The organism is Rhizobium sp. CFBP 8762 (assembly GCF_014841565.1).
In the GTDB taxonomy this organism is placed as follows: domain Bacteria; phylum Pseudomonadota; class Alphaproteobacteria; order Rhizobiales; family Rhizobiaceae; genus CFBP-8762.
The window spans coordinates 659479-685003 of the sequence record NZ_JACYUD010000001.1 but is presented as its reverse complement, the minus strand read 5'-3'; the positions used below and the strand labels follow the sequence as shown (position 1 = coordinate 685003).

Genomic DNA, 25525 nt, shown 5'->3' with positions numbered 1-25525 from the left:
TAGAGGGCATCTGCCAGTTAACCGCGACGCTAGATTTTAGATGTCGGCCAGGCGAACCCGAAGTGAAAATGGCCGACGTAGAAGTGGCGATGCAGGAAATCCAAATCTTGTTCCCACTCACGGATTGCATCCTCCCGCGACCCGTCTTTTCGCCGCTTGCTGTTCCTGCAGAACGCCGCGATAGACACAGCCATCTTCTGGAGCCGGACATACGATCCGTTCGGGCCCCATTCCAACATATAAGCACTATCGAACACAGGTGGCAGTGTCGCTTCGAACACACGGCGCAAGATCGCCTGCCTGACCTGAGTGGGCTCGCCGTGGGTGTGCCCCACCCAGTATTCGAGGTATGACAGCATGCCCTCGGCCTGCGACTTTTCAAGCCCTAGCCGGCCGTTGCCTCCGTTGGCGACCGTTGTCGGCCACTTGAAGCCTTTGGCGTTGGTGGTCGACGATCCGCGGCGTTCCCATTCCTTTGTGACCTTTATAACGGCAGCCTGCGCGCTGGCATGGCTGGTCTTTTGCTTGGGATCTCCGATAATCCGAAGCGCGTTCTTCCAGAGGATCAGAAGATCCGGCATCGACATTGTTTCCAGGTTGCCTGGCACGCGGGGCTGCCCACAAACCCTAGCGACGGCAAGCTCGCGCTTGTTGTTCGCCTTCGGTGCTGTAGGAGAAACCTGCGGCTTAGGAGGCTTTGGAGCCTTAACTTTCGGTTCTTCCATCACGGGAAGTTTGAGCTGTCCGGACTTCACACGGCTCGCTACACCGTAGCCGAGGTGCAGGAGCTTTCCCCGACGCTAGACGAGCTTTTCGTTGACCAGTTTCGTCAGGGCGGAGGCGAAGGTGCGCTGATAGCTCGGCTCCCCCGTTGGCGCGCCGTCTGTTTTCGCATGGGCAGGTGGGTAACCTAGGCCCGAAGCCACAACGGCCCCAAGCTCGTGGTACCCCAGAACCTTTCCATTCAATTCCCTGACGATAAGTGACAGTACCGAGGCGATCGGCGGAGGTGCGGGGGTGAACAACCCCTTCGCGGTTGCAGACACATCGGACTGATGAGACACGGAAGCGTTCGATGAGCTGGCAGGGGAACCCTCTGCTGGCGCGGATACTTTCCCAATGTTGATCGCAGGTATTCCAAGAAGGGTGACACGGCCGGAGGCGGAGATGTCAATGTCCAGATGAGGATGATGCTCGGAATAGCTTACAACCGTGCCGTTTTTCTTCATCGCGGCAGCAAAGGTGATCATGTCGTACCAGCGGACAGCCCGCTCGCCATACGGTAGCTCCTCGTCCAATGACAGACGAACAGCACTGCCGATGACAGATGTAGCCGCCGCGCGGCGCAGGTCACGTACCAGCCTTTCATGAGCGCCGCTTTGCGCGCTGGAATCGCCGCCTGCATCAATACCAATGCCGCCCATTTAGCCTCCCCACCGCGCATGAAGTACAAATACAACATACGGCCTGATTGTCTGAAATGATTTGGCAAACGCTACAAGTCCTGCTTGGTGGCGCAGCGTAATCGTTGTGGCTTTTGCTTGGCGATGTGGCTTTGCAGCGCGGCTATCCGACAACGATTAAGGCGCTGCTTCCAGCGTACAGCCAAGCCTCTATGTCAATCGGCGCAGAATTCCACGCCGCAACAAAGCAATGTGAGAGGTGCTGTTTCAGCAACGCAGCGCCCGATGTCATGCCGCCTCGTAGAGACCATCTTCCCTGATTTTGAAAAGACCGCATGAGGAACCGAGTGACAGAAACGTCCAGAGCCTGTCGGGTGTCGCGCCGAACCCTCTGCTGGGCTTCGGTCGCACAAGCATCCACCCGTCGCCCTCGAGCCCTATGCGCAACCGCTTCTTGCCGTCTCCGCCACGAACCGCCGACCAGTGCACATGCTGTCCGATGATCCAGCTCTCGATGATCTCCTTCCAGAGCACAGGGAGGGGACGATCAGCGAGAGCGTCCATCCTGCGGGCCATCATGCCCATGGGCATCCGGTCCGGGCGCTTCTCCATCGAATTCATGACACCGTCCGGGTAAACGGTCCCCTCGAAGGATTTCGCGATGGCCCTGACTACCGCCAGCGACCGCAAAGCAACACCCGGAACCAGGGAACGTTCCTTCTGCTGCGTGTGCCGGATTAATTCCAGGAGTTCCACCACGTCCGTGCCGCGTTCCGCGGCGGCGGTGGGCCACTCCCGTCCGCCTTCGATCAGTGCAAGATAGTCTCCCACTGTGCGGGAGGATGCGTAGTCCTGATCCTGTGCGGCTGCCGAATTATGCGCTGCCGCCACTATTTCGTCCGTCGAAAGAGACATCCCCTTCTTGCTGGAAAGAAATACTTCCACCCACAGCATCATTGATTCCGTCGCTAGCCGCTGGAGCTGGCGGGCTTGGAGGTGGCAGAGGAGAAGCGACGTGTTACGCATCTCCGTGTCGTCGCCTTCGTAGGCCACTACCGCGTCGAAGCCGGCGAACCTTCGTCGTATGCCGTCGATGTCGAGCGGCCCCTCATCGACAAGGATCGCGCGCAGAAGGTCGGCGGTCGCTTTGCGGCGACGCATGTCCTTCCCAGCTTTATCGAGGCCTCCGATATCATAGAAAAGGTGGCGGAACACGTCCATCTCCTCGGCAGAAGGCTCATCGATCGGCAGCACTCCCGCGAGTGGCCTGACATCATCCAGGGTCACCGTGGGCGGCTCCGGACGCAACAGGCGTTCCGGCAGTACAGATGAGACGAGATCCTCTATCACCTCGATCGCGGGCATGGCTTCAAGCGCCCAAGCGAACAACCCGCCCTCGGGCTTCAGGAAATGCAGTGCCTTGATGGAAGGTCCGTACTCGGTAGGGGCCATGAACCCGGTTTTCTCGTTTTTATAGCTGTCCCAGTCCGGCCCAGCAAAGGTGAACCTCCCTGTCGCCACCTCAGGGTTCAGATACTTCCGGACGGTCACGTCGCCACGGAAAGGGGTGCGCGCAATGGAGTTCGACCACGCGTAGAACGCCTCGTAGCGCTCCACCAGATCAACGATCTTCTCCGGCGTCATGCCAGCCCGCCCGGCGTACTTGGATGCCCTCCACCAGGCCCAGGCCATGAACGCATAGGGCCGGATGTGCTGGGTGACGTTGTTGATGCCGGGCACCGTCGCGTCCATCAGGTCGAGGTTGATCTGCCGCAGGCCTATGGGATCCACGCCACTCTCGTCGAGCTTCAACTCGCCCACGACGCGGAAGCCGGGCGTCCGGTCGAAGATTCCGTCTAGTTCGTCAAGCTTCATGTAGCTGTCCTCACAAGGATACGTCGATGATGATCCGGCTGCATCTCATCCCGGCGCAGGTGGCAAGGCGGTGCCGTCCCAGGCGAAGACGCTGCTCGGAAGGAAGGCCGGTATAGCATCCGGGGCAACCCGCCTTGCCCGATCGCCTTGTGGTGATATAGGCGATCTTGTCGGGCCTAGCTTCCCCGGCGGCGACTTTGCGCATGATGCTGCTTTCGATTGGCGTGGCTCCGTCCGGGATCGTAAGAACGCTTTCACCTGCGGCGATTTCCCGGCGAAGCTGGTTCATGATGCTCCATTGCGTCCGGCTGCCGACGATCTCCGCCCACGACTGCTTCCATTCCTCGTCGATGCCGCGGGGATGTATTCTTCGCTCTTCTCTGCCCTCCGCCAGGGGTTCGAAAAGCAGCCTCGTATCTTCGTCGAGCTCTCCTCCGAACCACGACTGGAGAACGGAGTGCATCTTCGAAGCGGACCCGGGATCACCGATTACGCTCATGGCCGCGATGATGCAGATGCACTGGTCGAGAGAGATCGGATCGGAATCAGTCGGCCGGGCGTGGACGGCGGCAAGGACCCAACGCTGCATCAACACTGGCAGGAGCTCATCGGGAGTCTCGGTACGCGGCACGATGTGGATCATCATGTCGAAGAGGGCGAAGAGACCTGGAGCGCGAACCGATCCCGCCGGGTATTCCTCGAGCTTCTTGAACAGGTGGTCGAAAGCCTTCTCCGCCATGGGCCGTGGAACCCTACGGCCTCGCTTCGGGGGGCGGCCGGAGCTCCCGGAGGCGGCACCGGGAACGACTGAGTCGTCATCGTCATCGGCGGCGTCGTTGTTCTGTTCGGGCATTGTCTCTGCAAGCCGGCGAACAAGCGCATCGATCAGCCCGTCGCCTGTCGGCGCGGCTTCGCCTCCCGCCCAGGTCGACTGCATGTCCAGCGCGCTCTGACCCTGCAGCGCGCCTAGTTCGCCCGTAAGACGAGGCATGGCTGCCTTCCGGTCGCTCCGGCCGCCGCCCGAGCGGTCGGCTGCGTCGAACAGGGCCTTCGGATCTCGAGCGAAGTAATCGAGGATAGCGGCCACGTCGCTGACGGTGTCCAGGCCGCTCACCATCCGGGCCATCGCCCGAGCGATCGGTCCGCGCCGCGATATGTCCCGGATCAGGTCGCGCAGTACCAGCCAACCCCGGACTTCCTGATCTTCACGGATGAGGATGACCTGCACCGAGGTCCCGAGAGCAATTGGTTCCAGCGACGGAGGGGGTTCGAACCTGAACCTCCCATCCGTGCCGACCCGTACGGTTCCGGCCGGGCCGCGCGTTGTTCCCGACGAGATGACCGCCTTCCATTGTCCTTCCGCGGCCATCCCGAGCACTCGTCCGACGATAACACCACCATTGTAGTCGACGATGAGGCCAGCGCCCGAGCATTCACGGGGTTCTTTTTCATACGTTGCAGTGCCGCCGCCTCTCGTCGTCGCTTCCCACCCGAAAGACACAGAGAGGTCGCATGGACGGATTACCACGGCCTCGACATTCCTGCCCAAAAGGGCTGCGGTCGTCGCGTTGGCGCTTCCTGTAACGATGAGCCGCCCGCGCTCGCATTCGATGTCGTAGAGTTTGGAATGAAGCGAGCGGCTGTCGTTGAAATGCGAGCTACTCACGGGCTTGCACCGCATCCCGGCCTCGCTTGCGGAACTGAAGTCGAAGATCGACGGTGCGAGCGGAGGCACTGCGATCGAGACGTCGTCGCAGCCGAGCCCTTCGGCGAGCGCCTTGAGGCCGAGGTGCCCGGAGAAGAACGGGGAGACGGCCGTAAACCGTCGGGCCCCGCCGAGTTCATCTGCCATCTCCTTGATCTGTGTGACTAGCGATCCTCCCATAGTATGGAGCATCCGGCTTCGTCCTGCCCCTGGGATCGACGCTGCCCTGGTCGCAAGTTCAATGAACCTGTCGAGACCCGCCGGTCTCAGACATTCGAGACGGCCGCCTTGCATAGCCCCGGCGGATATCGACTCGAACATGGCGGCGATGTCGGAGAAGCACCGCGAATCCCTTCCGGGCCTCAAGAGCTCGAGAACCTCGTTGTTGTAGCCCCAGCCACCGAACGAGAGATTGCCTGATCCCACCGTAACGCGAACATTACCATCCTCGTCCGCAAAAAGGGAGATCTTCGGATGGAATACACCGCCTGACACCTTGATCGGGACGAGATCGTAATCCCGACCCACTCCGATTGCTCCGACGTCCGAAAGCGACGACATGTATCCTTCGAGATCTGCGAGAATCGTAAAGTTCCTGACCGAGCGGCTCACCGCCGCCAGTGGAACAGCCTCGACGAACGACAGGCTCAACGAATAGGTGGTGAAGAGAAGAGACGACCAGGCCGAGGCGGAAAGCAGATCGCGTGGCGTAAAATTTCGTTCGTCCAATGGATGCCTCCCAGCCCCGCATTTGTGGCACAGCTTATAGACTGCACGAGAGCGGTGTTGCAATCTACGCTACGAACTTCAAAGTCGCTGAGATGACGCTACATACTCAAGCTTATTAGCCCCTTTCGTCCAATTGCGGGCCTGGTCTAACCCTTGCGGGTGTTCCTGCTCGTAGAGCGAAAGAGCAGACTGTGCGTTTCCGGCCATGGAATGGTAGTTGACCGCGGGTCCCCGGCCGTCTTTTTATATAGTTCCCGTCATCCCCGGAATCCGGCGTGCACAACATGGCTTTTACGAGAAATTTTGCCAAGCGCCTGCAAAGACGTGACTTTTTCTGGTGGGGAAAGGCAGCTATCAAACGGGAAATTAGGTCCAAAAACGGCGCGCCTGGGGACCTTAGATTCTCACATGATTTCAGAGGCTTATCAAAATAGCCTTTGATTTCCCTATATTTTCCTGCCGCGAGCGACCGTGGATGCCACCTTTGTGCCCTGGCTTTGGGCATCAGTCAATACGGGTGTGAAGCGGAAATAATTTCCGCTTTCGGGCTAAGTTTCACCTTCCTGCGGTCGCCGCTCGGATGGCCGCTTCGCGCCCTCATGCCGGTCGTCCACACCACACGCTTTAGTTCCTGGAAGCAGTCAGTCCGCTATTCGAGCGGTCACGTCCGAGCGGCCTACGCATGCGGACGTAGGTTGACTTCGCACCACGAAGGTCTTGAGGTGGCGATGTATACCTGTGGCGCAAACCCCGCGACAGACCTGCACCACAGGGTGCCTTTACAGCCCAGTGACCGGGGTGTCACCGGGGAGGAAGTACCACGCAGGCACATCGAGCCTGACCCTACGTAAAGAGCTTTTGACATCCGCATCCGAGCCTGGATCGTTCGACCAAAGGAGTGCTCCTCTGCGTCCCCAGTAGTCGAGATCCTCCGAAAAGGCACACGCTGCAGTCTGCCATGGCGTCTCATTGCTGTTGACGGTAGCCGCCATGATCCAGCGCGATCCCTCCACATCGACGGTTCCTGAAGTCGTCTTTGCAAACTCACCTGCGGGCGCGATATCGAAGCTGGGTTCGATCGCGGTCACGGCATCAGCGAAGGCGTCCGAGTAGCGCTTAAACAGCAACTCGCAGGCCTGCCGGGCTTCCTTATCACCGAGCTTGGGAAGTTTGAACGCCGTGTCAATTTCGATCCCGCCCAGCAGGGCGTCGCGGATCGTTTTCACTACCTTCGTGTCTCTGCTCGGATGAAGAAGGAAACCAGTCAGAAAGTCGGGAGCTATCTTGAGGTTCGGCTGGTCAGCAACGATCTGACCCGCAATTGTCATGGAGACTGATGCCATTAGGTTTACCTCCTCGGCGTCGTGTGTGCCGGGCGGCAACGCAAGATACGGTGCATGGAAACCTAGGACGCCTCCGGGTTCGAGTGTGCGGGAAGCATGACGCATGTCGGCCCATTCGCTCCCACCTAGGAACGCAAGCGCGCAGGCTGAATGGCACCGGTCCCCGCGGCGAATGTAGGTCTGGACGCCCTCGGTAATGAAGCGGCCTGCGAGAGTGAACCGCACCGGGTTTGCCGGAGGCCATTTCGTTTAAGTTACGCAGCCATGGCTGGTTCGTCCAGCATGGCGTAATACCGCTCTTCAGCTTCGGCTGGCGGTATGTTTCCGATGGGCTCCAGGAGGCGTCGGTGGTTGAACCAGTCTACCCATTCCAGGGTAGCGAACTCGACCGCTTCGAAGCTCCTCCATGGTCCACGTCGATGAATGACCTCGGCCTTGTAGAGACCGTTGATCGTTTCGGCGAGGGCGTTGTCGTAACTGTCGCCGACGCTTCCGACAGACGGCTCGATGCCAGCTTCTGCCAACCTCTCGGAGTAGCGAATGGACACGTATTGAACGCCCCTGTCCGAGTGATGCACGAGGCCGCCGCCATGAACGGGATGCCGATCATGAAGTGCCTGCTCAAGGGCATCGAGGACAAAGCTTGCATGTGCCGTCCGGCTCGCCCGCCAACCAACGATGCGACGAGCGAAGACGTCGATGACATCCGCGTAAATGCGTAGCATTTGTCGCGTGGCCACGTAGACGAAACCCTGCCAGGTGGCGACATAGGTGAAATCCGAAACCCACAGCCTGTTTGGCGCAGGGGCTTTAAACTGGCGGTTCACCCGGTCAAGCGGGCTTGGAGCCGTCTTGTCCGAGAACGTCGTGCGGATCGGCTTTCCCCGAATAACACCTTGCAGGCTCATCGACCTCATAAGTCTGGCGACAGTGCAGCGGGCGGCGTCGAAGCCTTCACGCTTCAACTGCCGCCAGACCTTACGAACGCCATAGACCCGAAAATTCTGCTCGAAGACACGGCGGATCTCGATCTTCAGGCTAATATCGCTGCGGGCGCGGACCGACAGGCGATCCACGTCCAGTCGTTTGGCGACATTCTCGTAGTAGGTTGACGGGGCGATCGGCAGCAGTCTGCAGATCGGCTCGACCCCGAACACACCACGGTGTTCGTCGATGAACGAAATCATCGCTTGAAGGGGCGGTCGAGCTCCGCCATGGCGAAATAGGCCGAAGCTTTGCGCAAAATCTCGTTGGCCTGACGAAGCTCGCGGTTCTCCCGCTCAAGAGCCTTCATCTTCTCGGCCACATCGCTCGGCAGGCCTGCTCGTTTACCGCTGTCGACCTCGGTCTTCTTGACCCATTCGTGCAGCGTGGCTGGCGAGCAGCCAATCTTGGCAGCGATAGATGAAACGGCAGCCCAGCGGGATGGATGCTCGGCTTCGTGATCCAGCACCATACGAATGGCACGTTGACGGACTTCAGGTGAAAACTTGTTCGTTGTCTTGCTCATGATGACTCCACTTTCTCAGAAGTTGGAGCCTCCGGCAAACCCGGTGCGGTTCAGAAGTGATTCAGTTACCTATATAAGGACCGAACCAACTGTATTTGCCTTAACTTCGGTATGCATACCCAAAAGAGCCATAGCGATGTTACATTCCTGAATGTAACTTTTGACTTGTGTTCCTGGTTTTGTTACGATCGTTCAATCGAAGCCACCCTAATGCTACAATTGGATGTGTGAATGGCACGTATCGGCTACGCTCGCGTCAGCTCCGGCGATCAGGACCTGACCATCCAGCAGGAACAACTTACCGCGGCGGGATGTACCATTGTCCGTTCCGAGAAAGTGTCGGGCAAATCTGTGAATGGTCGCGACGAGTTGCAAACGGTGATGCAGTTCATGCGCGATGGTGACGAGCTCTGCGTCGTTCGTCTGGATCGCCTCGGCCGATCACCCGGGACGTGTTGAATATCGTCCATGAGCTCGACGAGCGTGGTGCGAGCCTGCGGGTTCTGGAGCCGGAGATTACCACCGGCGGCGATGTCGGCCGGATCGTCATCACTGTGCTTGGTATGGTGGCGGAGATGGAGCGCAAGTTCATTCTTGACCGACAACGCGCTGGCATCGATGCCGCGAAAGCCGCTGGCATCTACAAGGGCCGCAAGCGCACCCTGCCCTATGAGGAAATCCGTCGGCGCAAGGCGGCTGGAGAGAAGATCTCTGATATTGCCCGAACGCTTGGTATTGCCCGCATCAGTGTCTACCGGGCCTTGGCCGACAAGCCCCTGGATGAGGGTGGTCATGCCGATCAAGCCTGAACTGCGCGGCTTCTATCCGATCGACTGGGCGGAGCTATCAATCTCCATCCGGTTTCGCCGGGCAAAGGGGCGCTGCGAGCATTGTGAACGCCCACACGGCAAGCGGATCTGCAAACAAGTTTTCACCTGAAGTCCGCAAGCGTGCCGTCCGTATGGTGCTGGACCACGAAGCCGAGCATCCATCACGGTGGGCCGCTGTTTCTTCTATCGCTGCCAAGATTGGCTGCTCGCCAGCCACGCTGCACGAATGGGTCAAGAAGACAGAGGTCGACAGTGGCAAACGGGCAGGTCTGCCGAGCGATATGGCCGAGAAGATGAAGGCTCTTGAGCGGGAGAATCGCGAGCTTCGTCAGGCCAACGAGATTTTGCGCAAAGCTTCGGCCTATTTCGCCATGGCCCCATCGGCGAATGAATTCATTCGCCGATGGGGCAAGGGGAAGCTCGACCGCCCCTTCAGACGATGATCTCGTTCATCGACGAACATCGTGGCGTGTTCGGGGTCGAGCCGATCTGCAGACTATTGCCGATTGCCCTGTCAACCTATCACGAGAATGTCGTCAAGCGCCTGAATGTGGATCGCCTGTCGATCCGCGCCCGCAGCGATGTTAGTCTGAAGATCGAGATACGCCGTGTCTTCGAGCAGAATTTTCGAGTCTATGGCGTTCGCAAGGTCTGGCGGCAGTTGAAGCGTGAAGGCTTTGACGCCGCCCGCTGCACTGTCGCCCGGGCTTATGAGGGCGATGAGCCTGCAGGGCATCATTCGGGGAAAGCCGATCCGCACGACGTTCTCCGACAAGACGGCTCCAAGCCCGCTTGACCGGGTGAACCGCCAGTTCAAAGCCCCTGCGCCGAACAAGCTGTGGGTTTCTGATTTCACNCTTGGAGCCGTCTTGTCCGAGAATGTTGTGCGGATCGGCTTTCCTCGAATGATCCCCTGCAGGCTCATCGATCTCATAAGCCGGGCGACCGTGCAGCGGGCGACGTCAAAGCCTTCACGCTTCAACTGCCGCCAGACCTTGCGAACACCGTAGACGCGAAAGTTCTGCTCGAAGACACGGCGTATCTCAACCTTCAGGCCGATATCGCTGCGGGCGCGGATCGACAGGCGATCCACGTCCAGCCGTTTGGCGAGGTTCTCGTAGTAAGTTGAAGGGGCGATCGGCAGCAGTCTGCAGATCGGCTCGACCCCGAACACGCCTCGGTGTTCGTCGATGAACGAGATCATCGCTTGAAGGGGCGTTCGAGCTCCGCCATGGCGAAATAGGCCGAAGCTTTGCGCAGAATTTCGTTGGCCTGACGAAGCTCGCGGTTCTCACGCTCCAGAGCCTTCATCTTCTCGGCCACGTCGCTCGGCAGGCCCGCTCGTTTGCCGGTGTCGACCTCAGTTTTTTTCACCCATTCATGCAGCGTAGCTGGCGAGCAGCCGATCTTGGCCGCAATAGATGAAGCGGCAGCCCACCTAGACGGGTGTTCTGCTTCGTGATCCAGCACCATACGAATGGCACGTTGACGGACTTCAGGTGAAAACTTGTTTGTTGTTTTGCTCATGATAGCTCCACTTTCTCAGAAGTTGGAGCCTCCGGCAAACCCGGTGCGGTTCAAAGCGATGAAACAGCCTGTTCCGAGTTTGAAGCGCGGACCCGAAGCGGTCAGCCAAGGCGTCGTCAAGCTCTACGCATTTTTTCAAGCTGCGAAGCAGGTGGCCCAGCGTGCTCCGATCGATGTCGTCAAGTAATTTCCGCGCTTCGGCCGAGTCAGGTTCGAAAATCCAACCTTGTTCAATCGCGCGGGCGCTAAGAATTAGCGTGCCTAATTCAACCTCGAATAGCTGTGCGGCTTCCCCCGTTCTGCCGAATTTTGCGTAGAGTTCATCGTGTGTCGCCAATGGCCTAGCCCGCGATTGGTTGTGGCGCTGTCGGGCCTAACTCGCCGATAAATTGGCTCGCATGAAGAGACGCGATGCCATATTGCGTCTGCGCTGGCGCGATGCCAGCCCCAAGGGCGGATGCTAGCGGCATCCTCTGTGAGTAGGTCAGAATTAACGTGCCAGGCTTGCCAGCATTTGGCGCTGCTTTTACCCGTGTGATGCCGACATATAACAGCCGCCGTTGCTCTTCCATTTCTTGGGCCTGCTGCGCAGCGGGCAGTGCGTTGTCGGGTTGCTTTGGAAGCAAGCCTTGAATACAGCCCGCGATGATCGTGACAGGCGCACTCAGCCCCTTACTCTTGTGAAGGCTCATAATCCTCACGTCCTGGATTTCTGAAGGGATGTCGGGCTGGTTTATCGCTTCTTGAAGTCGCGCCAAGAACTCGCTGTTTATGTCCTCACCTTCGATGCCTTCTTCAGTGTCCATTTCGGCAAGAATGTTGAGCGACAGTTCCCGGATGTCGCGTGTTGTAATCTGCCCATCCGGGAATAGCTCGCCGACGACAGAAGCTAAATCCGGAAGTGCCTCCAACGCATTGAGCTCCGCCATGAGGTCGTTAAAGGCAACGACAATCCCGGCAGTATGAGGCAGAGAAAGATTTCCGGCGGCGATCTGCTCTAGCGCCTGCCAAGGCGTCAGACCGGATGCTTCGCAATGTTCGCGCACACGACGGTAGCCTGCCGCATGCCAGTTATTGCCATCAATGCCGATCAGCCATCGCAGGGCGACACGGTCGTCTCTATCTATGAGGAGTTTCAACTTTGCGAACGCTCGCCGGGCTTCCATTGCGTCAAGTTCCGCTTCCGCGTAATAGGACCGAACTGGAATCTGTCGGTCGACAAGCGCCTCGTAGATCGGAGTACCGATCACACCACGCTGCGCAAGCACCAATATGTCGCCGGGTGGAGTGCCGTCCGCAATCATTTCCGCAATGATGTTCGCAACGCCGTTCACCTCATTTGAGAGCAACTGATATTGAATAATCCTGACATCGCCAGGCCCATTGGAGGGCAGCGGGACCAGCGTGCGAGGGACTGGTCTGATTTGGTTATGGCCTATTAGGCTGTTAGCAATCTGGACGACGCGGGTTGGGCAGCGGCGACAATCATCTAGCCCAAGATCGTCCGCGCCAGCATTTGCAACGAGCCATTCGCGGATCCCGTCCGGATGAGCGTGTTTGAAGCTGTAGATCGACTGGTCATCGTCACCGACAATGCAGACGTGTGCATGATTGGAAAGAAGCTCGATGACCGATTGTTCCGCGCGGTTTAGGTCCTGATATTCGTCAACCAATATGTGCTGGAACTCGCTGCGTTCTTGCGCTGCTGGGTTGTTCCGGAAGTATTGGTATAGTTGAGGGATTACCTCGCCGATTAGCATGGCGCGATGAAAGCGGAGCCAATTTAAGAGGTCCAGTTGAAACGCCGCATCTGCGGGATCGAGGACATATCCCGGCTGTTCATGTTGTAGTCGAGCCCAAGCCCCCTCATACGCTTGCTTAAGCTTCTTAATGGTTCTCCTGCCTCCATGTGCGCCCATCAAGTCGGAAATGAGCGGTTCCAGTTCAAATTCGTTAAGCGGCCTTGGCACTCGGCCGGTTGCGTCAAGTACGTGATTTCGCATCAGCATACGCATAGCGAGACTGTGGAGCGTAACACCCGTCAATCCGTCGCTGCCCGCGACGTCCATGTTGATTAGCTCACGATGCAGGTCTTCTGCGGCTACGCGAGTAAACGTGACTGGCAGGATCGAGGCAGGCGCAATTCCTTGTTCCAAGAGTCGTGCCACCCGACGTTTCATCGCGAACGATTTGCCCGTGCCTGGACCCGCTACGACGCGCACGCGGAGATTCGTTGACGAAGCAATCTCGTAGGCAGGACTTCCAATTGCTAACCCGTCAGACCAAGCCATTTTCCCCCCGAAGGTTTTCGTGCCACATTGGCTTTAATGCTTAATCTGCTGAAGACTCGGCGCTGGCAGCATCATAAAACTTCGCGAGGTACTTTTGGAATTTCTCGCCGTCCATCCCAAGCTTTTCACGGACCGGAGCCAATTCACCGCAAAGATCGCTATCGATCAATTCAAACATATCGCCGTCATTGTGCAATTCCTCTATCATCTTGTCGCGGCCGATGCGATTGCTGAAATCGACTGCTCTTTCCCTGAAATAGTGATGGCCGAGAAAGTCCCTGCGCTTCTTAGCCTCCCTGAGCCTTTCTTTTAGGGCGTCACTAAGCTCGGGCAATGCTGAAACGCGCTTGAGAAGATTGCCAAACGTCTGCGAGTGTTGGCTCTCCATAAAGCGATCGAATTCAGCTTCATACTGTGTCCGATCAAATGACTTTCCACGATCAGTCAAATATTGATCGCGGACGCGGCTCAGGAAAGTGCTCTGCATGAGTGCAATCGCTAACCCCGTTTCCAGCACACCCGCTTCATAATATGCCCGACCGAAATAGGCGAAGACCTCCTTGATGTGCTCCCCTTCGTCATACGCCATCTGCGGTCCCATCCCGATAATTCTGCAGCTAAACGAATGGCAGTTGTTCCACTTTAGACGATTAAAAGCCGACAGTCCCCTCCCGGCCCCAAAGCAGTCACGTGGTGTGGGCTTCATCCCCTGACACTAGGGAGATGGCCGGGTTCCTTTCACCTGCAACCTTTACGCAGGTCACATAAAAGCCCTTGATAACTCGGTGATCTTGCAAACGATCGCCCAGTGAGAAGCCCTCTGTCTTGATCGGGGGCTGGAAAATGTCGAGTCCCCGATCCAGCACGATCTTCCAGCCGGTATCTGTGACGATATCGCGAGCATGAGCTGTCCCGGAGGTGTCGAAGGCCCAGCTAAATTCCACCCCGGAGCCGGTGCAGGCGGCCGTAATGGAGTCGAGAAGCTCTCTTTGACGCGGCAGATTGCCCTCGTCTGGCGCCGTAATGAGATGAACCCGTACCTGATCCTCGGGCCGCTTTCGGCGGATCACCATCTCCACGAATTCCATCATATTTCGGATTTGATAGAAGATCCGAATGTACGGATCAGTCACGACTAAGAGCGACGCTCCGTCAAGATACGGTCCAAAAAGCTTGTCATAGCTGACGCCCTTGCGATTTTCAGCATAGACAAAGTGGCCCTCCGCAAGTGCGATCGAACTCTGAGCTGCTGGCTGTGCCGGTACCAAGGCGCGAGCCGCATCTTCTTTTCGCTCACTCGAAGGCAGTGCCTCAGGGACATCGGGCATGGCATCTTCCTGCTCGTCCCGACCACCGGAGCCTTTCGGGTGGTAAAACTGCGGATATTCCTCTTCCTCCACGGTGGTCACGCTGCGCCTGGCGCCGTCGATGCCAATGTAGTGGAAGTCCACTTCCGGATAGGTGCTGTCTATACGGGCGAGTTGGTCCTTGACCCGTTTCCGGCTTTCCATGGCGAGACGGAGCAATTCCTCGACCTCAGCCTCTGTTTGGCTGCCGTCCGGAAAGATCAGCTTGAGGAGCCCTGACATGGTCTTGGAGATCGCTGTGCGGTCCCGCTCCGAGATCTTCTCGCTGATCTTGAAATACTGCTGAACCCGGTTGGAGAAGTCCTCGGATCGCAGATGCCGCAGGATTTCCGCCAGGTAGTCGACGATGAAGCCGTAGCCTGTTGTGAACATCTCGCCGCGGATGACGTCGATTTCCCAGCCTGGCAGATAGGCGTGCAAGCGGTCGATGAAAGCCGAGTCATGGAACTGGCTCGGCAATGCCTCGAAGAGATCGCTGTTCTTCAGCATATAGGGCACGTTGTGGTCCGTATTGCCGACGAAGGAGAAGCTGGCCTCCGCCCCCATGGGGTTGACCCCGCGGGAAAACGTCTTGTTGGCCATGTAGTTCTTCATGATGTCGACCAGCGCCTTGTTCGCGGTCTTTTCGCGTCCGGCGAATTCGTCGAAAGCCACCACATCCCAGTAGCCGACCAAGCCGATACGGCCGTTCGAGTTATTCACGAAGAGCTTGGGAATAGTAATCTCGCCGCCTGAGATCAACTGGCCGTGCGGGGAGAATTCCGAGTAGACGTGCGACTTACCCGTTCCCTTCGGCCCCAGTTCAATCAGATTGTAGTTTCGCTCGACGAAAGGAATGAGGCGCAGCAATTGCAGCAGCTTGCTCCGGCGCCCGAAGGCCTCGGGGCGGAAGCCGATGCTCTGCATGAGCAGATCGATCCACTCGTCCGTAGTGAAGGCCCGGCGAAGATCTCGATACTGCTCATAGTCCACCTTGGCGATCTGGATCGGCTTGATTGTTTCCAGGATCCAGGGCGAAACCCGCGCCTCGTCAGAAAATTCATACTGCACATCGGCGATGCACCAGACGCCGGTCACCAGCAGCTTCGGGTGTGTCTTGACCGTGGTGCTGTCCACGGCGACTTTCTTGATTCCGAGGTTCTCGAATACCGCCTCATAGCTGTCGGTCTTCTCGTTGAGCGAGACGCTGATCTGGTCGATCACCTTATAGCGGCCGCGCTCCCGGATGGTGGACTGGATCAGGCCGGCTTCGCTGCGGTGAACATAGTGCTTGCGCAGGATTTCCTTGACCGTCTCAATGCCCGTCTGGATCAAGGCCTCGTCGTCCGTCGCGCAATACTGCCCCAGCAGATATTCCAGCACGTAGGTCGGCACGATGGCATTGCCCTTGACGGCCTTCACGAGATCTTTCCGGACAACGAAGCCCGCGAAGTGTTCGTTGATCTTGCTGTCGAGATCGCTCATGGGCTGGTCCTCAGAAATCAAAGTCAGTGGTTATGCCGCGGCGCAATTCAAACCGATGAGTGGCATAATCTTGATAACGGCTCGTCTTGCCGACACGCTCACGCAGCTTCAAGATGACATCCTGATTGTTGAAGCGGTCAGCCTCCCGCGATAACAGAAATTTTCGCGGCATTTCGCGTTCACGCGGGTTGTCGGAGCTGAAGTCGAACACCAGGGTGTATTCGTCGGAAATCAGCGTTCCATCTGTGGCATAGATGCCCGCCAAAACCTCGCGCGACCGCATCTTTTCCGAGACAGGCTGAACCTGATACAGCGTGACGGCTGTCTGGCCGGACGAAATCAGGCTGCGCCCGGAAACGAGGATCTGCACTTCGACCTGACCGATGTCGGCCTCCCGCTGCTTGCCGACCCGGATGACGGGTATGACGATCTCCTGCAGGCTGGCGCCGCCGTGAACGAAACGGCTGCCGGCACCTTTGACCCGCATGCGGTTGATGGAATTCGGGATCAGAACATCCAGGTCACCGGAAAGCCCCAGATTGGCGGCTGTAAAATGCTTCATCCCCTCGGTGGGGGCAAGCCCCCGGCCAATGACGAAGCGACGGTTGCGGAAAAGGACTTCGTCACCCTTTGGATCGGCGATGGCGAAGTCGCTCTCGTCGAGAGCGCGGTGCTGATAGAGGAAGCCGTGGTCGGCGGTGATCAGGATGTTCGAGAAGTTGGCGGATGTCAGCTTGCGCACCAGCTTGGTCAAGTCGTCGATCGTGTCCTCGGCAGCTTCCGGCAGCAGTTCCTCCGTCTGCATCTTGTCGCCGATCGCGTCGATGCGGTTGTGGTAGATGTAGATGATGTGATTGTCGCGGAAGAGCGCTTTTCCCTCGTCGACGCGCATGTTCATCACGTCTTCGAATTTCAGCGCCTTGGCCGTGTCGCCGTTGCGTCCTGCCGCCAGCAGCTTTTCCCGTGCCGCCAGACCTCGGGTGTTTTGGCCGCCGGAAAGAATATCGCCGCTGCCATCCTCGGCCATGGCAAGCCCGTTTTGCGGCAGGAGTGCGGCCATGCCGAGCTGGGTATAGCTCGGGAGCGAACTGATCATCGGCTTCAGATCGGCATCGAAACGATCCAGCGCGCGGATCCGGCGCAGGCATTCCTCGGCGACCTCAAAACGCAGTGCATCGGAAATAATTACCGCTACCTTCTGATCCTTGCGGCGATATTCCGCCGCCTGTTCCCGGTAGAAGTCGGCCTGCGATGCGTATCCGGGGATCTTCCAGTCGTTCAGCCGGGCGACCTGGTCCTGCCAGGCATCGTTGACGGCCAGAACATAGCTGTTGGTGTAGCGGTTTTCGACCGATTCGTAGAGGTCGCCCAGCAGTTGCGCCAGACCGCTCTTCTGCATGTGATAGATGAATTTGCGATAGAGCTGGTCGAGCCGGTACCAGGTGCTGACATAGCGCTGAACGCCTTCGGCAGCACTCGTCATGCCGAGATGGGCTTCCGCCAGCGCCTGCTGAAACTCGGTGGCAAAACCGATGGCCTGATAGATGTCCTCGTACTTCGAATACCAGTGGCTCTGCCGCCGTTCGCGCACCCAGCTCAGCACCTCCGGCGCGCCAACCGCCTGTGCGGAAAGAGCCTGCACGATCTGGCGAATGATCTCGCGGTCGATTTCCTCGAAATGGTCGATGGTGACGAAGGTGCGGAAATCGCGCTTCTTCAAGTCGGCCGGAATGGCCAGTAGATCCCGATAATGTTCAGAGAGCGCCTCGAACGCAGCCGCCCAGTGCCGGTTGTTCTTCCACCGGCGGAAGACGAGCAGTGCCTCGGCATTGAGCGCCCCATCCTCTCCCAGCACGCGGGCATAGCCGGATTGGAACAACGAGATGGCGAAGTCCTCGAAATCCGGCTCGCCCGATTTGTATTCAAAGGCTTGACCCACCTGCGTCCAGAAAAATTCCGTCAGGCCGGAGCGCTCGATCAGCCGCAGACCCTCGTCCTTGCCAGCGGCAAGATCGCCCAGCAGCGCTTCGATCACTGTATCCAGGCCGCCTTCGGCGCCAGCGCAGACTGCAAGCATTTTCAGTCGCATCTGGGTCTGGGTATCGGAGGTGTGCAGCAGCTTTTTTAGGACCTCGACACGAGGCTTGGCGCCGAAGAAACCGATATGCGCGCGTACGACATTTTCGAATTGTAGCGGCAGGCCCAGCTCCGCAACCCAGATGGCTGCCTGATCCGCCTTGAACACGGTCGTTGCGAGTTGCACATCCAGCAGCCAGTTTTCCGGCATCGGCGGCTCAGGCCCATCTTTGAACAGCAGGAACCGGCCATCCGGCTCCTGCCGCAGGATGCGGTATTTCAGGCCGAACTCGTTGTTGGCGATGTCCAGCTTGGTCACCCCCGAAAGCGCGATCGCGTCAAACTCCGCGCGCATGTCACGGTCGGTATCGTACCAGAAGACAACCCGGTGCTCTTCGAAGAGCCGCCGCAGGCTGGCGGCGATGCGATCACTCATCCGCCGCCTCCAGCCCCTTGATGGGCTTCAGCGCCGCGCCGAACAGCGGATAGTTGCGCTTCACGCCATCATCCAGATCGATCTCGATCTTTTTCTGCGCCAGCGGGAAGATGACATCGCGCTCCCATTCCTCCAGCTCCGCGATCTGCTTGGCAACGGTGCCGACATCCTTGAGGGCGCGGGTGCGTACGGTCTGGGCCGCTGAGGGATCGTCGGAGAGCTTGTCCAGCCGGGCATGCTCGGCTTCCAGCTTGCGGATGAACTCGCGCAGGTAATCGTTCAGCAACACGGACACCGTCTCGGGCCGGTAGCGGTGCATGTAGATCAGCGCCTGGAATGTGCCTTTGGGGCTGGAGAACATCCAGTAGATCGGCCGCTTCTTGTAGCGCTTCAGGTGGTCCTCATAGAAGGTCCGGGTGAAGTATTTGCGGATGTCGCCGATCTGTGCCTCGATGAAGGCAAGATTTTCGCGGAAGCGCTCTTCGCCGAAGGTCACGCGCAGGAACTTGCGGAACCGGTCCACAATGTCATCCGGGAACCAGTCGCCGTCCAGCACGGGTATCACATTGTCCGCATCCGGCAGGAAGCTTGGCACCGGCACACAGGCAAGATAGTCGGCCAGCGTCTCACCCTGATTTGCGAGGGTCAGCCCCGGCGCATCAAGGCTGTAGCGCCCGAACATGCAGCCCACGGCATAGGATAGAAACTCGGCCATGGTGTCCGCCTTGAGGCGCTCTTCCGCAGTGCCCTTCACGCCATAGCGATATGCCGGGTTGCAGGTCAGCGTGATCTCCTCAACTTGCACCTCAGGTCTCAGCTCACCGGACAAACCATAGGCATCGATAAAGACGCGATTGTTCTCTTCTTCCAGCCGCTGCATTTCCTCAGTCATGCCCTGCCAATGGATGCGCAAGCGGGCGTAGGTGGCCTCCAGCATTTCACCTTTGTGATCTGGTGAGAGCAGTGGAAAAGAGCGAAACTCCCGAGTTCGCTCATTTTGAGACCAATCCAATTCGGAAATCGCAATCATCCGTTCTGTCGTCGCGTGTGCCGAAGACAAGGCTTCGGCGATGACTGGAAGGTTTAAAACATCGTTTGTCTGAACGTTAATCGTCGGGCTCAATCGCTCTAAGATGGCCATACTCACCGTCGAATTCAGAAATCCTATTGCGCCAAACTTTAATGAATCTTCCACCCCGTCTCGAAGAAACACCGACGGGCCGCCAGTTTCGGCAATCATTCCTGACTGGAACCATCGGAAAGTCGGACCCTTCGAGCTCACTTTGGTCCAAGTAATTCCATCTCTCTGCCACAGATACTCAGGAGAGATTCTAGCGACATGATCCCGGCGATAATGGTCTCGCGAGGTCGGGTGCCAATCAACTGAGACATCAGTATTGCCGAAATATTTCCTGCTCTCACCACCCTTTATGCAAGTGCGATAGCAATCGCCGTCGTCACGTTGGTTCTTTGAAAGTTCCCAGTGGAATCGTAGAAATCGCTCGTTATCTCCCGTCTTGGTCAAGCCGTCGCTGAAGAAGAAAGTCGAAATATACTCCTGACGATGATAGGCGCCGATGATTCCGGCGCTCAAAGCATAGGCGAGCGGCTTGCCAGGAACATCGGAGAAATCGTTCAGAGACGCTTGAAAACGATGGGCGGGCCGTTCCCACTGTCCGAGGAAAAAACTGCGCTTGTCCACAGTTGCAGGCACGTCACTTAGGTCGACGTAGCAGCCTGAAGCTCCCGAGATGCCGACTCTCAGGATGAAAGCTGTGCCCCGGTTATATACATGGCCCTCGGGGAAGCAGTTCCAGCCAACATGAAGCATCCCAGCCACAGAAGCGTTCGTGGATAACCAATCCCTAAACTCTTCGAATGATGAGATGAACATCCAACTGTCCAGAGTGACGAAGGCCATCAATGTTGGCTGAGCTGACAAGAGAGTTGCTCGAATGATGAACGAAGTCATCAAGTCGTTCTTGCCTTCTGGAAACCTGCTAACAATATAGCTAGAAAGCTCCTCGTTGAGCCCCTTGGCGCCAGCATAAGGTGGGTTGGCCACCACTGCATGATAAGTTGGCGATAGTGCCTCGGCCATCCGCAGCACGGCCGCGACACGTACCTGCACCTCCTTCAGCAACAGGTCTGAGCTGAAGTCCCGTGCCTCCACGATGCGCAGCGTCTCGGTCGGGTCACGCAGCTTCGGCACGATCAGCGAGCCAAAATTCTTCGCCTGCTCAAACTGTGTCAGCGTTTCGCGCAGCGCATCTGTAAACAGATCCTTGCCCACCACGGCGGCCACGTCCGTCAGTTCGGCAGATGTGAAGGTGACGTTTTGCAACACGACGATATCCGGTTTCACCTCCATGCGCAGGAAGCGGCGACGACCGAGTTTCGCTGCTGCCTTCATGGAAAGCGCAAAGGCAGCCAGTGCGCCCGCGCGGTCATCGATCTCGATGCCGGTGAGGTTGTGCTTCAGGATCAGTGCCGGGATCTCGGCGGGGTCATAGCCCTCTTCCTCATAGATCGCGTGCAGCAGGTCGAAAGCATAGGTCAGCATATGGCCGGAGCCGCAGGCCGGATCGCAGAGTTTGATCTCTTCCGGTTTGCCGATTTGCAGAAAGTCCGTTTCCGGCTCTTCCGGGGCGATGTAATAATCCATCTGCGCGGCCAGCTTCGAGCCGGGACGATTGAGCAACCACAGCCGCCCCAGCGAGTTTTCCACGAGATAGCGGACAATCCAGTGCGGGGTGAAAAGCTGCGTTGCGGCCGGAATGTTTTCCGCCGTGATCTTAATGTTCTTCTTCAGCCCGGCGAAAACCTGATCCTTCTTTTCCGAGATATAGAACTGATAGAGCCAGCCGATGATTTCGACATCGGCGCAGGCATCTTCCGCCATCACCTCGCGCAGGCGGGCGAGGATGGAGCTGGACGACAGCAAATCCTCCGGCATCAGGAGTTCGGTATAGTCGCCCACCTTCTCGAACAAAAAGGGCATGGCCCCATGCCAGGCATTGCAGGCATGCACCAGCAACAGCCGATAGGCCTCCGCCTGCGGATCGTTGGAGGGTATGCGGCCTTCAAGTAAGGCGGAGATGGCAACGGGTGCCTTTTCCGGCAGATTGCCGGCCATCGCTTCCGCCAGTATTTCCGGGCGCGTCGAGCCCTCGGCAGGGGAAACGACGCGTGGATTGTTGTAGCCGTTCACATCCATGAAGCGCAGGGCCGTGAAGCGGTTGAACCAGGTATAGGCTACCTGTTCGATCACCTGCCGTTCGCCTGCCTCATGGATCGCGACTTCCAACGCCTTCACCGCCGCCGGCTGTTCGCGCCGTCCCGCAGAGGCCGGATCCAGCACCACCGTCAGCTTTGCGGTGACCTGACCAATCAGCAGGTTGCGGGCGCTTTGCGCGAATTTCTTCAGGGCATTGGTATCCATCAGACGATCACTTTCTTGCCTGCAGCAATCTCGGCCAGCAGGGTCTTGCGCAGTTCATTAACGTATTGCTCCACATCCGCCGCTTCGGCGAGATAGGTGCGGGGATAGGCCACCTTGATTTGCGAAGCGTTGATATAGGTTGGCGGCTTGAACGGCTGGGCAGGCCGCTCGGCCATGCCAGGCGTCTTGGGCTTAGGAGCAGCAGGCGGTGGAGCAAGCCGGGCGATATCCGCCAGGATCTGCTGCATCAGTCCTGTGCGCGCACCATTCGCCCGGTCCCGAAGGATCGGGATCATGCTGACCGCTTCGACACCCGTCTTATGGGTTTCAATGCTGCGCCGGATCTTCTCTTGATGCTCAGCATCCAGTGCCTGAAACTCAGTCGTCCAGGCGATCTTTTCGGCGCATTCATCAACCGCCGCGATGACCGCCTTGCGCTCCTTCAGCACGTCCAGTTCCACCTTGTCCTTCAAGGTATAGAGGTCTGCCTTGAGCGACTGGACGGCATTGCCCTTGTAGCAATCCGGGTCGTGCAGCGCTGCGCCTAGCTTTTCCCCTGCACCCGCATCGACATAGCCGATATTAGCTTCCTGTGACTGAAGGAAATCCCGGACGTCATCGTAGATCTCCTTCTGGGCTCCGGCCATGAAGCTGCGGATCTTGTCGAGGATGTCCTCCTTGGCATTCAGCAGCGCGTCTTCCTGTTTCACCGGCTCGGTGATGTACCAGGCAGGAGGCTTGCCCGTCATGTCGGCGATCCGATCCCGCAACGGCTCGAGGGCGATCAGGAAGGGATAGTTTCGTTTGTCAGACAGCAAGCGGTTCAGCTCGTCCGCCAGCTTGCGCGCGCTCTCCGCCCACTCGCCGCCAAGTATTCGCGCATCCGATCCATCCGCCGGCTGACCGAACAGTTCGCGATACAGATCCTTGGCAGCGCGGATCTGGGAGGGGAGGAACTCCACTTGCGGCGTGAGCAGAATATTACCTAGCTGATGACTGTTGTTCAGCGCGCGTGCGAGACCAGCGCCCTCCAGCGGCGCGCCATCCGACCGGGCTTCGCACTTGCCCTTGGCGACCAGGCTTGCGGTGAGACAAAGGGTGGGGACCGTCGGCCAACCGTAGGGCTTGGCGCCGAACCGCTCCGTCAAATATTTGACTGATACCTTCACGCCATTGCGGGCCTGCCCCTGGATATGGTTCAGAACCTCCTGCTCCTCCTCCTTCAGGCCCGTATCGCCGAGAAGGTCATTCGCAAGGCTTGCCGCCTTGGCAATATCTGCCTCTTGGTAGGTCACGCCGCGCAGCATCGGCAGGTTGACATAGACCTTGTCAACGAGAGACTGGAATGCCTTGACGATGCGCTCCTGCGGCTCGTCTCCGCCAATATCAAGCTCATCGCCCCGCACGAAGAGACGTGCGTCCGCAATCAGTTTTCGAAGCCGGGCTTCCAGATCTTTCGCGCGACGGGCGTTTTGATCGCCCTTTTCCTGAATAATGCGGTCGCGGCCCGGTTGCGGTGAGCCGGTGCGAGCCTGTCGGATGTACTTGTCTGTTTGCCGGAACAGCCGCAGGTCTCGAACGAACCGGACATCTGGCTGCAGGACCACAGCCAGCTCCTCGCGCCCGAGGTTGCGCATGCGGACGGTCTCCGGGACCGCGATATCATCGCCGACCGGGCTGATGATGTTGATGGATAGCTCATATTCGCGGCCCAAGAGATGGTCGTCGAGCTTCCGGCTGAAGGCATATTCGTAGCCCGTCGTCAGATGCTTGATCTTGCGGTGACGGAGGATGGTGTCGAAGGCGAGATCTTCCAGCGCCTTGGTGCTTTCCGTCGGGTCGACGTCGAGCGCCTTGATCTCTGCTTCGACGTCCTTCTCCTCATTGGTGAGAAACTCATAAACATCGCCATTGCGCTGGATGTAAGTTTCCCGCTCAAGGCGGGCCAAAGCCTCCTCGATCCTGCGGCGCTGTTCGCCTTGGTCTACATCAAACTCCGATAGCAGCAGGATGCTGATATTCCTGACGGTCGCCCTGAAGCCCTTGACGTATTTGACGAGGAACAGCGCCTTTAGAACACGAAAGGCATAGGCGTCGTCGAGATTGTCTTTCGCAATATGGATGGATTGCTGGACGGAGGACTTCAGTACGGATTGTATGCCGTCGAACATGCGATCGAAGGTCGCGAGGCCGCCGACCGGCATATCTTTCAAAGCCTTGGCGACCTCCTGAAACACGGCCAGCATGGACCGTTCGCCAACAGAACTGTGCTTGCCTTCAAAAGCGTTGTGCTCCGAAAGTGAAGTGATCGCCATCTGGAAGAGCGTGTACTGGTACGGCGGGAAGGGATAGCTGGCGATGAAGTGATTTCGGTCGCGATAGTTTTTAAGCGGGATAGAACCATCAGCAAAATCGAACAGGGTTCGCAGATTGCTGACTTCCTTATCGTGCAGATTGCCCAGCGTGATTTCAGCAGCGTCGGTTTTCGCCAGTAGACGCTTTTGGATCACCTCAGCCACGTCGGCGGAGTTCAGCGGCATGCGGTTGGAAAAGCGGGCCTGGATTTTGGAGAAGTCATTCTCCTGGCGCGCCGTCATGTCGCCCACGACATCCGTGAGTGCCTGCTGCGCTGTCACGATGATCCACGCCTGTCCCTTGCACTTGGTGTTCAGGCTTTCGGCTATAGTCTGCAGGTTGGTCATCAGCTTGACGTTGTCAGCGATGTACTGACCAACCTCATCGACGAAGAAGTTCAGCCGAAACTTGGGCACCTGCCGGTCGATCCAGGCCTTCACCGTGTTGGCAAAATCCTCGATAGAGACGCGCGTATCCTTGCGATACTGGGTGAGGATATCCTTTGCATCCGCGGCGTCCGTTCCTGTGGCGCGGGCGAAGGCTGCGGCAATGTTGCGCGATTCCAGCAAAGCTTCTTCTCTGCCTCGCGTTTCCCACGGCTTGCCGGACAGTTCCAAAAACGCCGCCTTGAATTCATCGAGTTGCCCGCGCTCATCCAGTTGCCGTTCGAACTGGGCGATGTGCGGCTGCTTGCCGTAATAGCCGCACATCTCATCGAACACTTTTTGGAACACAGCCAGCAGCGCATCGACGTCCGTCTTTGAGATGACGTCGGCCTTCTGGTCGATATTGAAAAGGATCGATTTGGACGGGATCGAAACGGCCTTGCGCAAGTCGCCGGCCAAAATTGTATCCTTCTTAAGTGCATCCTTCTGCGCAAAAATATCGAAGGCCCTGACGCCATCAACCTCGCGATTTTCCAGCAGGAGGGCGAGCATCTTGAGAAGATGCGACTTGCCGGAGCCGAAGAAGCCGGAAATCCAGACGCCGTTTGCAGTGCTGTAGTTGTTGTAGGCCTGCAGGAGCAGCCCCAGCCTTACCCCGATTTCGCCGGTGATGACGTACTCGTCCAGCTCCACACGAAGACTTGCCTCATCATCCGCCTTGATGACGCCATCGATGGAACGATCGACAGGTTTTTCGAATATGTCACGCATCGCGATCGTCATGGG

The 25525-nt window shown here is 58.1% G+C and carries 14 protein-coding genes, 3 pseudogenes and 3 other annotated features; of the genes and pseudogenes, 4 read left to right on the top strand and 13 right to left on the bottom strand.

Translation table 11 applies throughout. The features are described from left to right. Positions 1-29: 29 nt before the first annotated feature. The 6 genes from IFT84_RS03185 to IFT84_RS03160 form a co-directional block, all read right to left on the bottom strand. Positions 30-581 (bottom strand): hypothetical protein, encoded by a 552-nt coding sequence (locus tag IFT84_RS03185; RefSeq protein ID WP_192117170.1) that lies wholly within the window; start codon positions 579-581, stop codon positions 30-32. A 219-nt stretch (positions 582-800) separates the two neighbouring features. Beyond that, entirely contained in the window at positions 801-1424 is a 624-nt protein-coding gene (locus IFT84_RS03180; protein WP_192117169.1) for a hypothetical protein, read from the bottom strand. A 267-nt stretch (positions 1425-1691) separates the two neighbouring features. After that, positions 1692-3278, bottom strand: a complete 1587-nt coding sequence (locus IFT84_RS03175; protein WP_192117168.1) for a hypothetical protein — start codon at positions 3276-3278, stop codon at positions 1692-1694. 10 nt (positions 3279-3288) lie between these two features. Further along, positions 3289-5712, bottom strand: a complete 2424-nt coding sequence (locus tag IFT84_RS03170) for a phospholipase D family protein (RefSeq protein WP_192117167.1) — start codon at positions 5710-5712, stop codon at positions 3289-3291. A gap of 779 nt (positions 5713-6491) precedes the next feature. Further along, positions 6492-7055: a hypothetical protein gene (locus tag IFT84_RS03165; protein ID WP_192117166.1), complete on the bottom strand. Its 564-nt coding sequence runs from the start codon at positions 7053-7055 to the stop codon at positions 6492-6494. 254 nt (positions 7056-7309) lie between these two features. Next, positions 7310-8565, bottom strand: a protein-coding gene (locus tag IFT84_RS03160; protein ID WP_192117165.1) for an IS3 family transposase whose coding sequence is annotated in 2 segments (ribosomal slippage) — positions 7310-8271 and positions 8271-8565 — 1257 coding nt in all. Because the reading frame shifts where the segments join, the coding sequence is not laid out codon by codon here. Next, positions 8168-8284, bottom strand: a sequence feature (AL1L pseudoknot). It overlaps the preceding gene by 117 nt. Positions 8566-8796: 231 nt before the next feature. Between IFT84_RS03160 and IFT84_RS21675 the strand changes: the two are divergent. The 3 genes and pseudogenes from IFT84_RS21675 to IFT84_RS03150 all read left to right on the top strand — a co-directional run. Further along, positions 8797-9143, top strand: a pseudogene (locus tag IFT84_RS21675) (recombinase family protein); the annotation flags it as partial. Continuing rightward, positions 9129-9374 (top strand): helix-turn-helix domain-containing protein, encoded by a 246-nt coding sequence (locus IFT84_RS21670; protein ID WP_446737572.1) that lies wholly within the window; start codon positions 9129-9131, stop codon positions 9372-9374. The pseudogene IFT84_RS21675 and the gene IFT84_RS21670, both read left to right, overlap by 15 nt. An 83-nt stretch (positions 9375-9457) precedes the next feature. After that, positions 9458-10251: pseudogene (locus IFT84_RS03150) on the top strand (IS3 family transposase); the annotation flags it as partial. After that, positions 9794-9909: a sequence feature (AL1L pseudoknot), on the top strand. (Overlaps the previous pseudogene by 116 nt.) A 1-nt stretch (position 10252) precedes the next feature. On the opposite strand, the pseudogene IFT84_RS03145 reads toward IFT84_RS03150, so the two are convergent. Continuing rightward, positions 10253-10922 (bottom strand): annotated as a pseudogene (locus tag IFT84_RS03145) (IS3 family transposase); the annotation flags it as partial. Continuing rightward, positions 10525-10641, bottom strand: a sequence feature (AL1L pseudoknot). It overlaps the preceding pseudogene by 117 nt. Positions 10923-10980: 58 nt before the next feature. Here IFT84_RS03145 and IFT84_RS21590 point away from each other — a divergent pair. Further along, entirely contained in the window at positions 10981-11109 is a 129-nt protein-coding gene (locus tag IFT84_RS21590; RefSeq protein WP_274603585.1) for a hypothetical protein, read from the top strand. Between the two features lie 154 nt (positions 11110-11263). Here the strand turns inward: IFT84_RS21590 and IFT84_RS03140 are convergent, their stop codons facing one another. The 6 genes from IFT84_RS03140 to brxC all read right to left on the bottom strand — a co-directional run bounded on the left by IFT84_RS03140 (position 11264) and on the right by brxC (position 25522). Continuing rightward, positions 11264-13213 carry an ATP-dependent helicase gene (locus IFT84_RS03140; RefSeq protein ID WP_192117164.1) on the bottom strand — a complete coding sequence of 650 codons (1950 nt, stop codon included), beginning with the start codon at positions 13211-13213 and terminating at the stop codon, positions 11264-11266. A gap of 40 nt (positions 13214-13253) precedes the next feature. After that, the gene (locus IFT84_RS03135) at positions 13254-13802 is read right to left on the bottom strand and encodes a hypothetical protein (RefSeq protein WP_192117163.1); all 549 of its coding nucleotides are present in this window, start codon (positions 13800-13802) and stop codon (positions 13254-13256) included. Between the two features lie 97 nt (positions 13803-13899). Then, a complete protein-coding gene (brxL, locus tag IFT84_RS03130) occupies positions 13900-16044 on the bottom strand; it encodes a BREX system Lon protease-like protein BrxL (protein WP_192117162.1) in 2145 nt (714 codons plus the stop codon). 10 nt (positions 16045-16054) lie between these two features. Further along, positions 16055-18556, bottom strand: coding sequence for a BREX-1 system phosphatase PglZ type A (pglZ, locus tag IFT84_RS03125; protein ID WP_192117161.1), 2502 nt, complete (start codon positions 18554-18556; stop codon positions 16055-16057). Continuing rightward, positions 18549-21998, bottom strand: coding sequence for a BREX-1 system adenine-specific DNA-methyltransferase PglX (gene pglX, locus IFT84_RS03120; protein WP_192117160.1), 3450 nt, complete (start codon positions 21996-21998; stop codon positions 18549-18551). Before pglX ends, pglZ begins: the two co-directional genes overlap by 8 nt. After that, positions 21998-25522 (bottom strand): BREX system P-loop protein BrxC, encoded by a 3525-nt coding sequence (gene brxC / locus IFT84_RS03115; protein WP_192117159.1) that lies wholly within the window; start codon positions 25520-25522, stop codon positions 21998-22000. Before brxC ends, pglX begins: the two co-directional genes overlap by 1 nt. Positions 25523-25525: the final 3 nt, after the last annotated feature.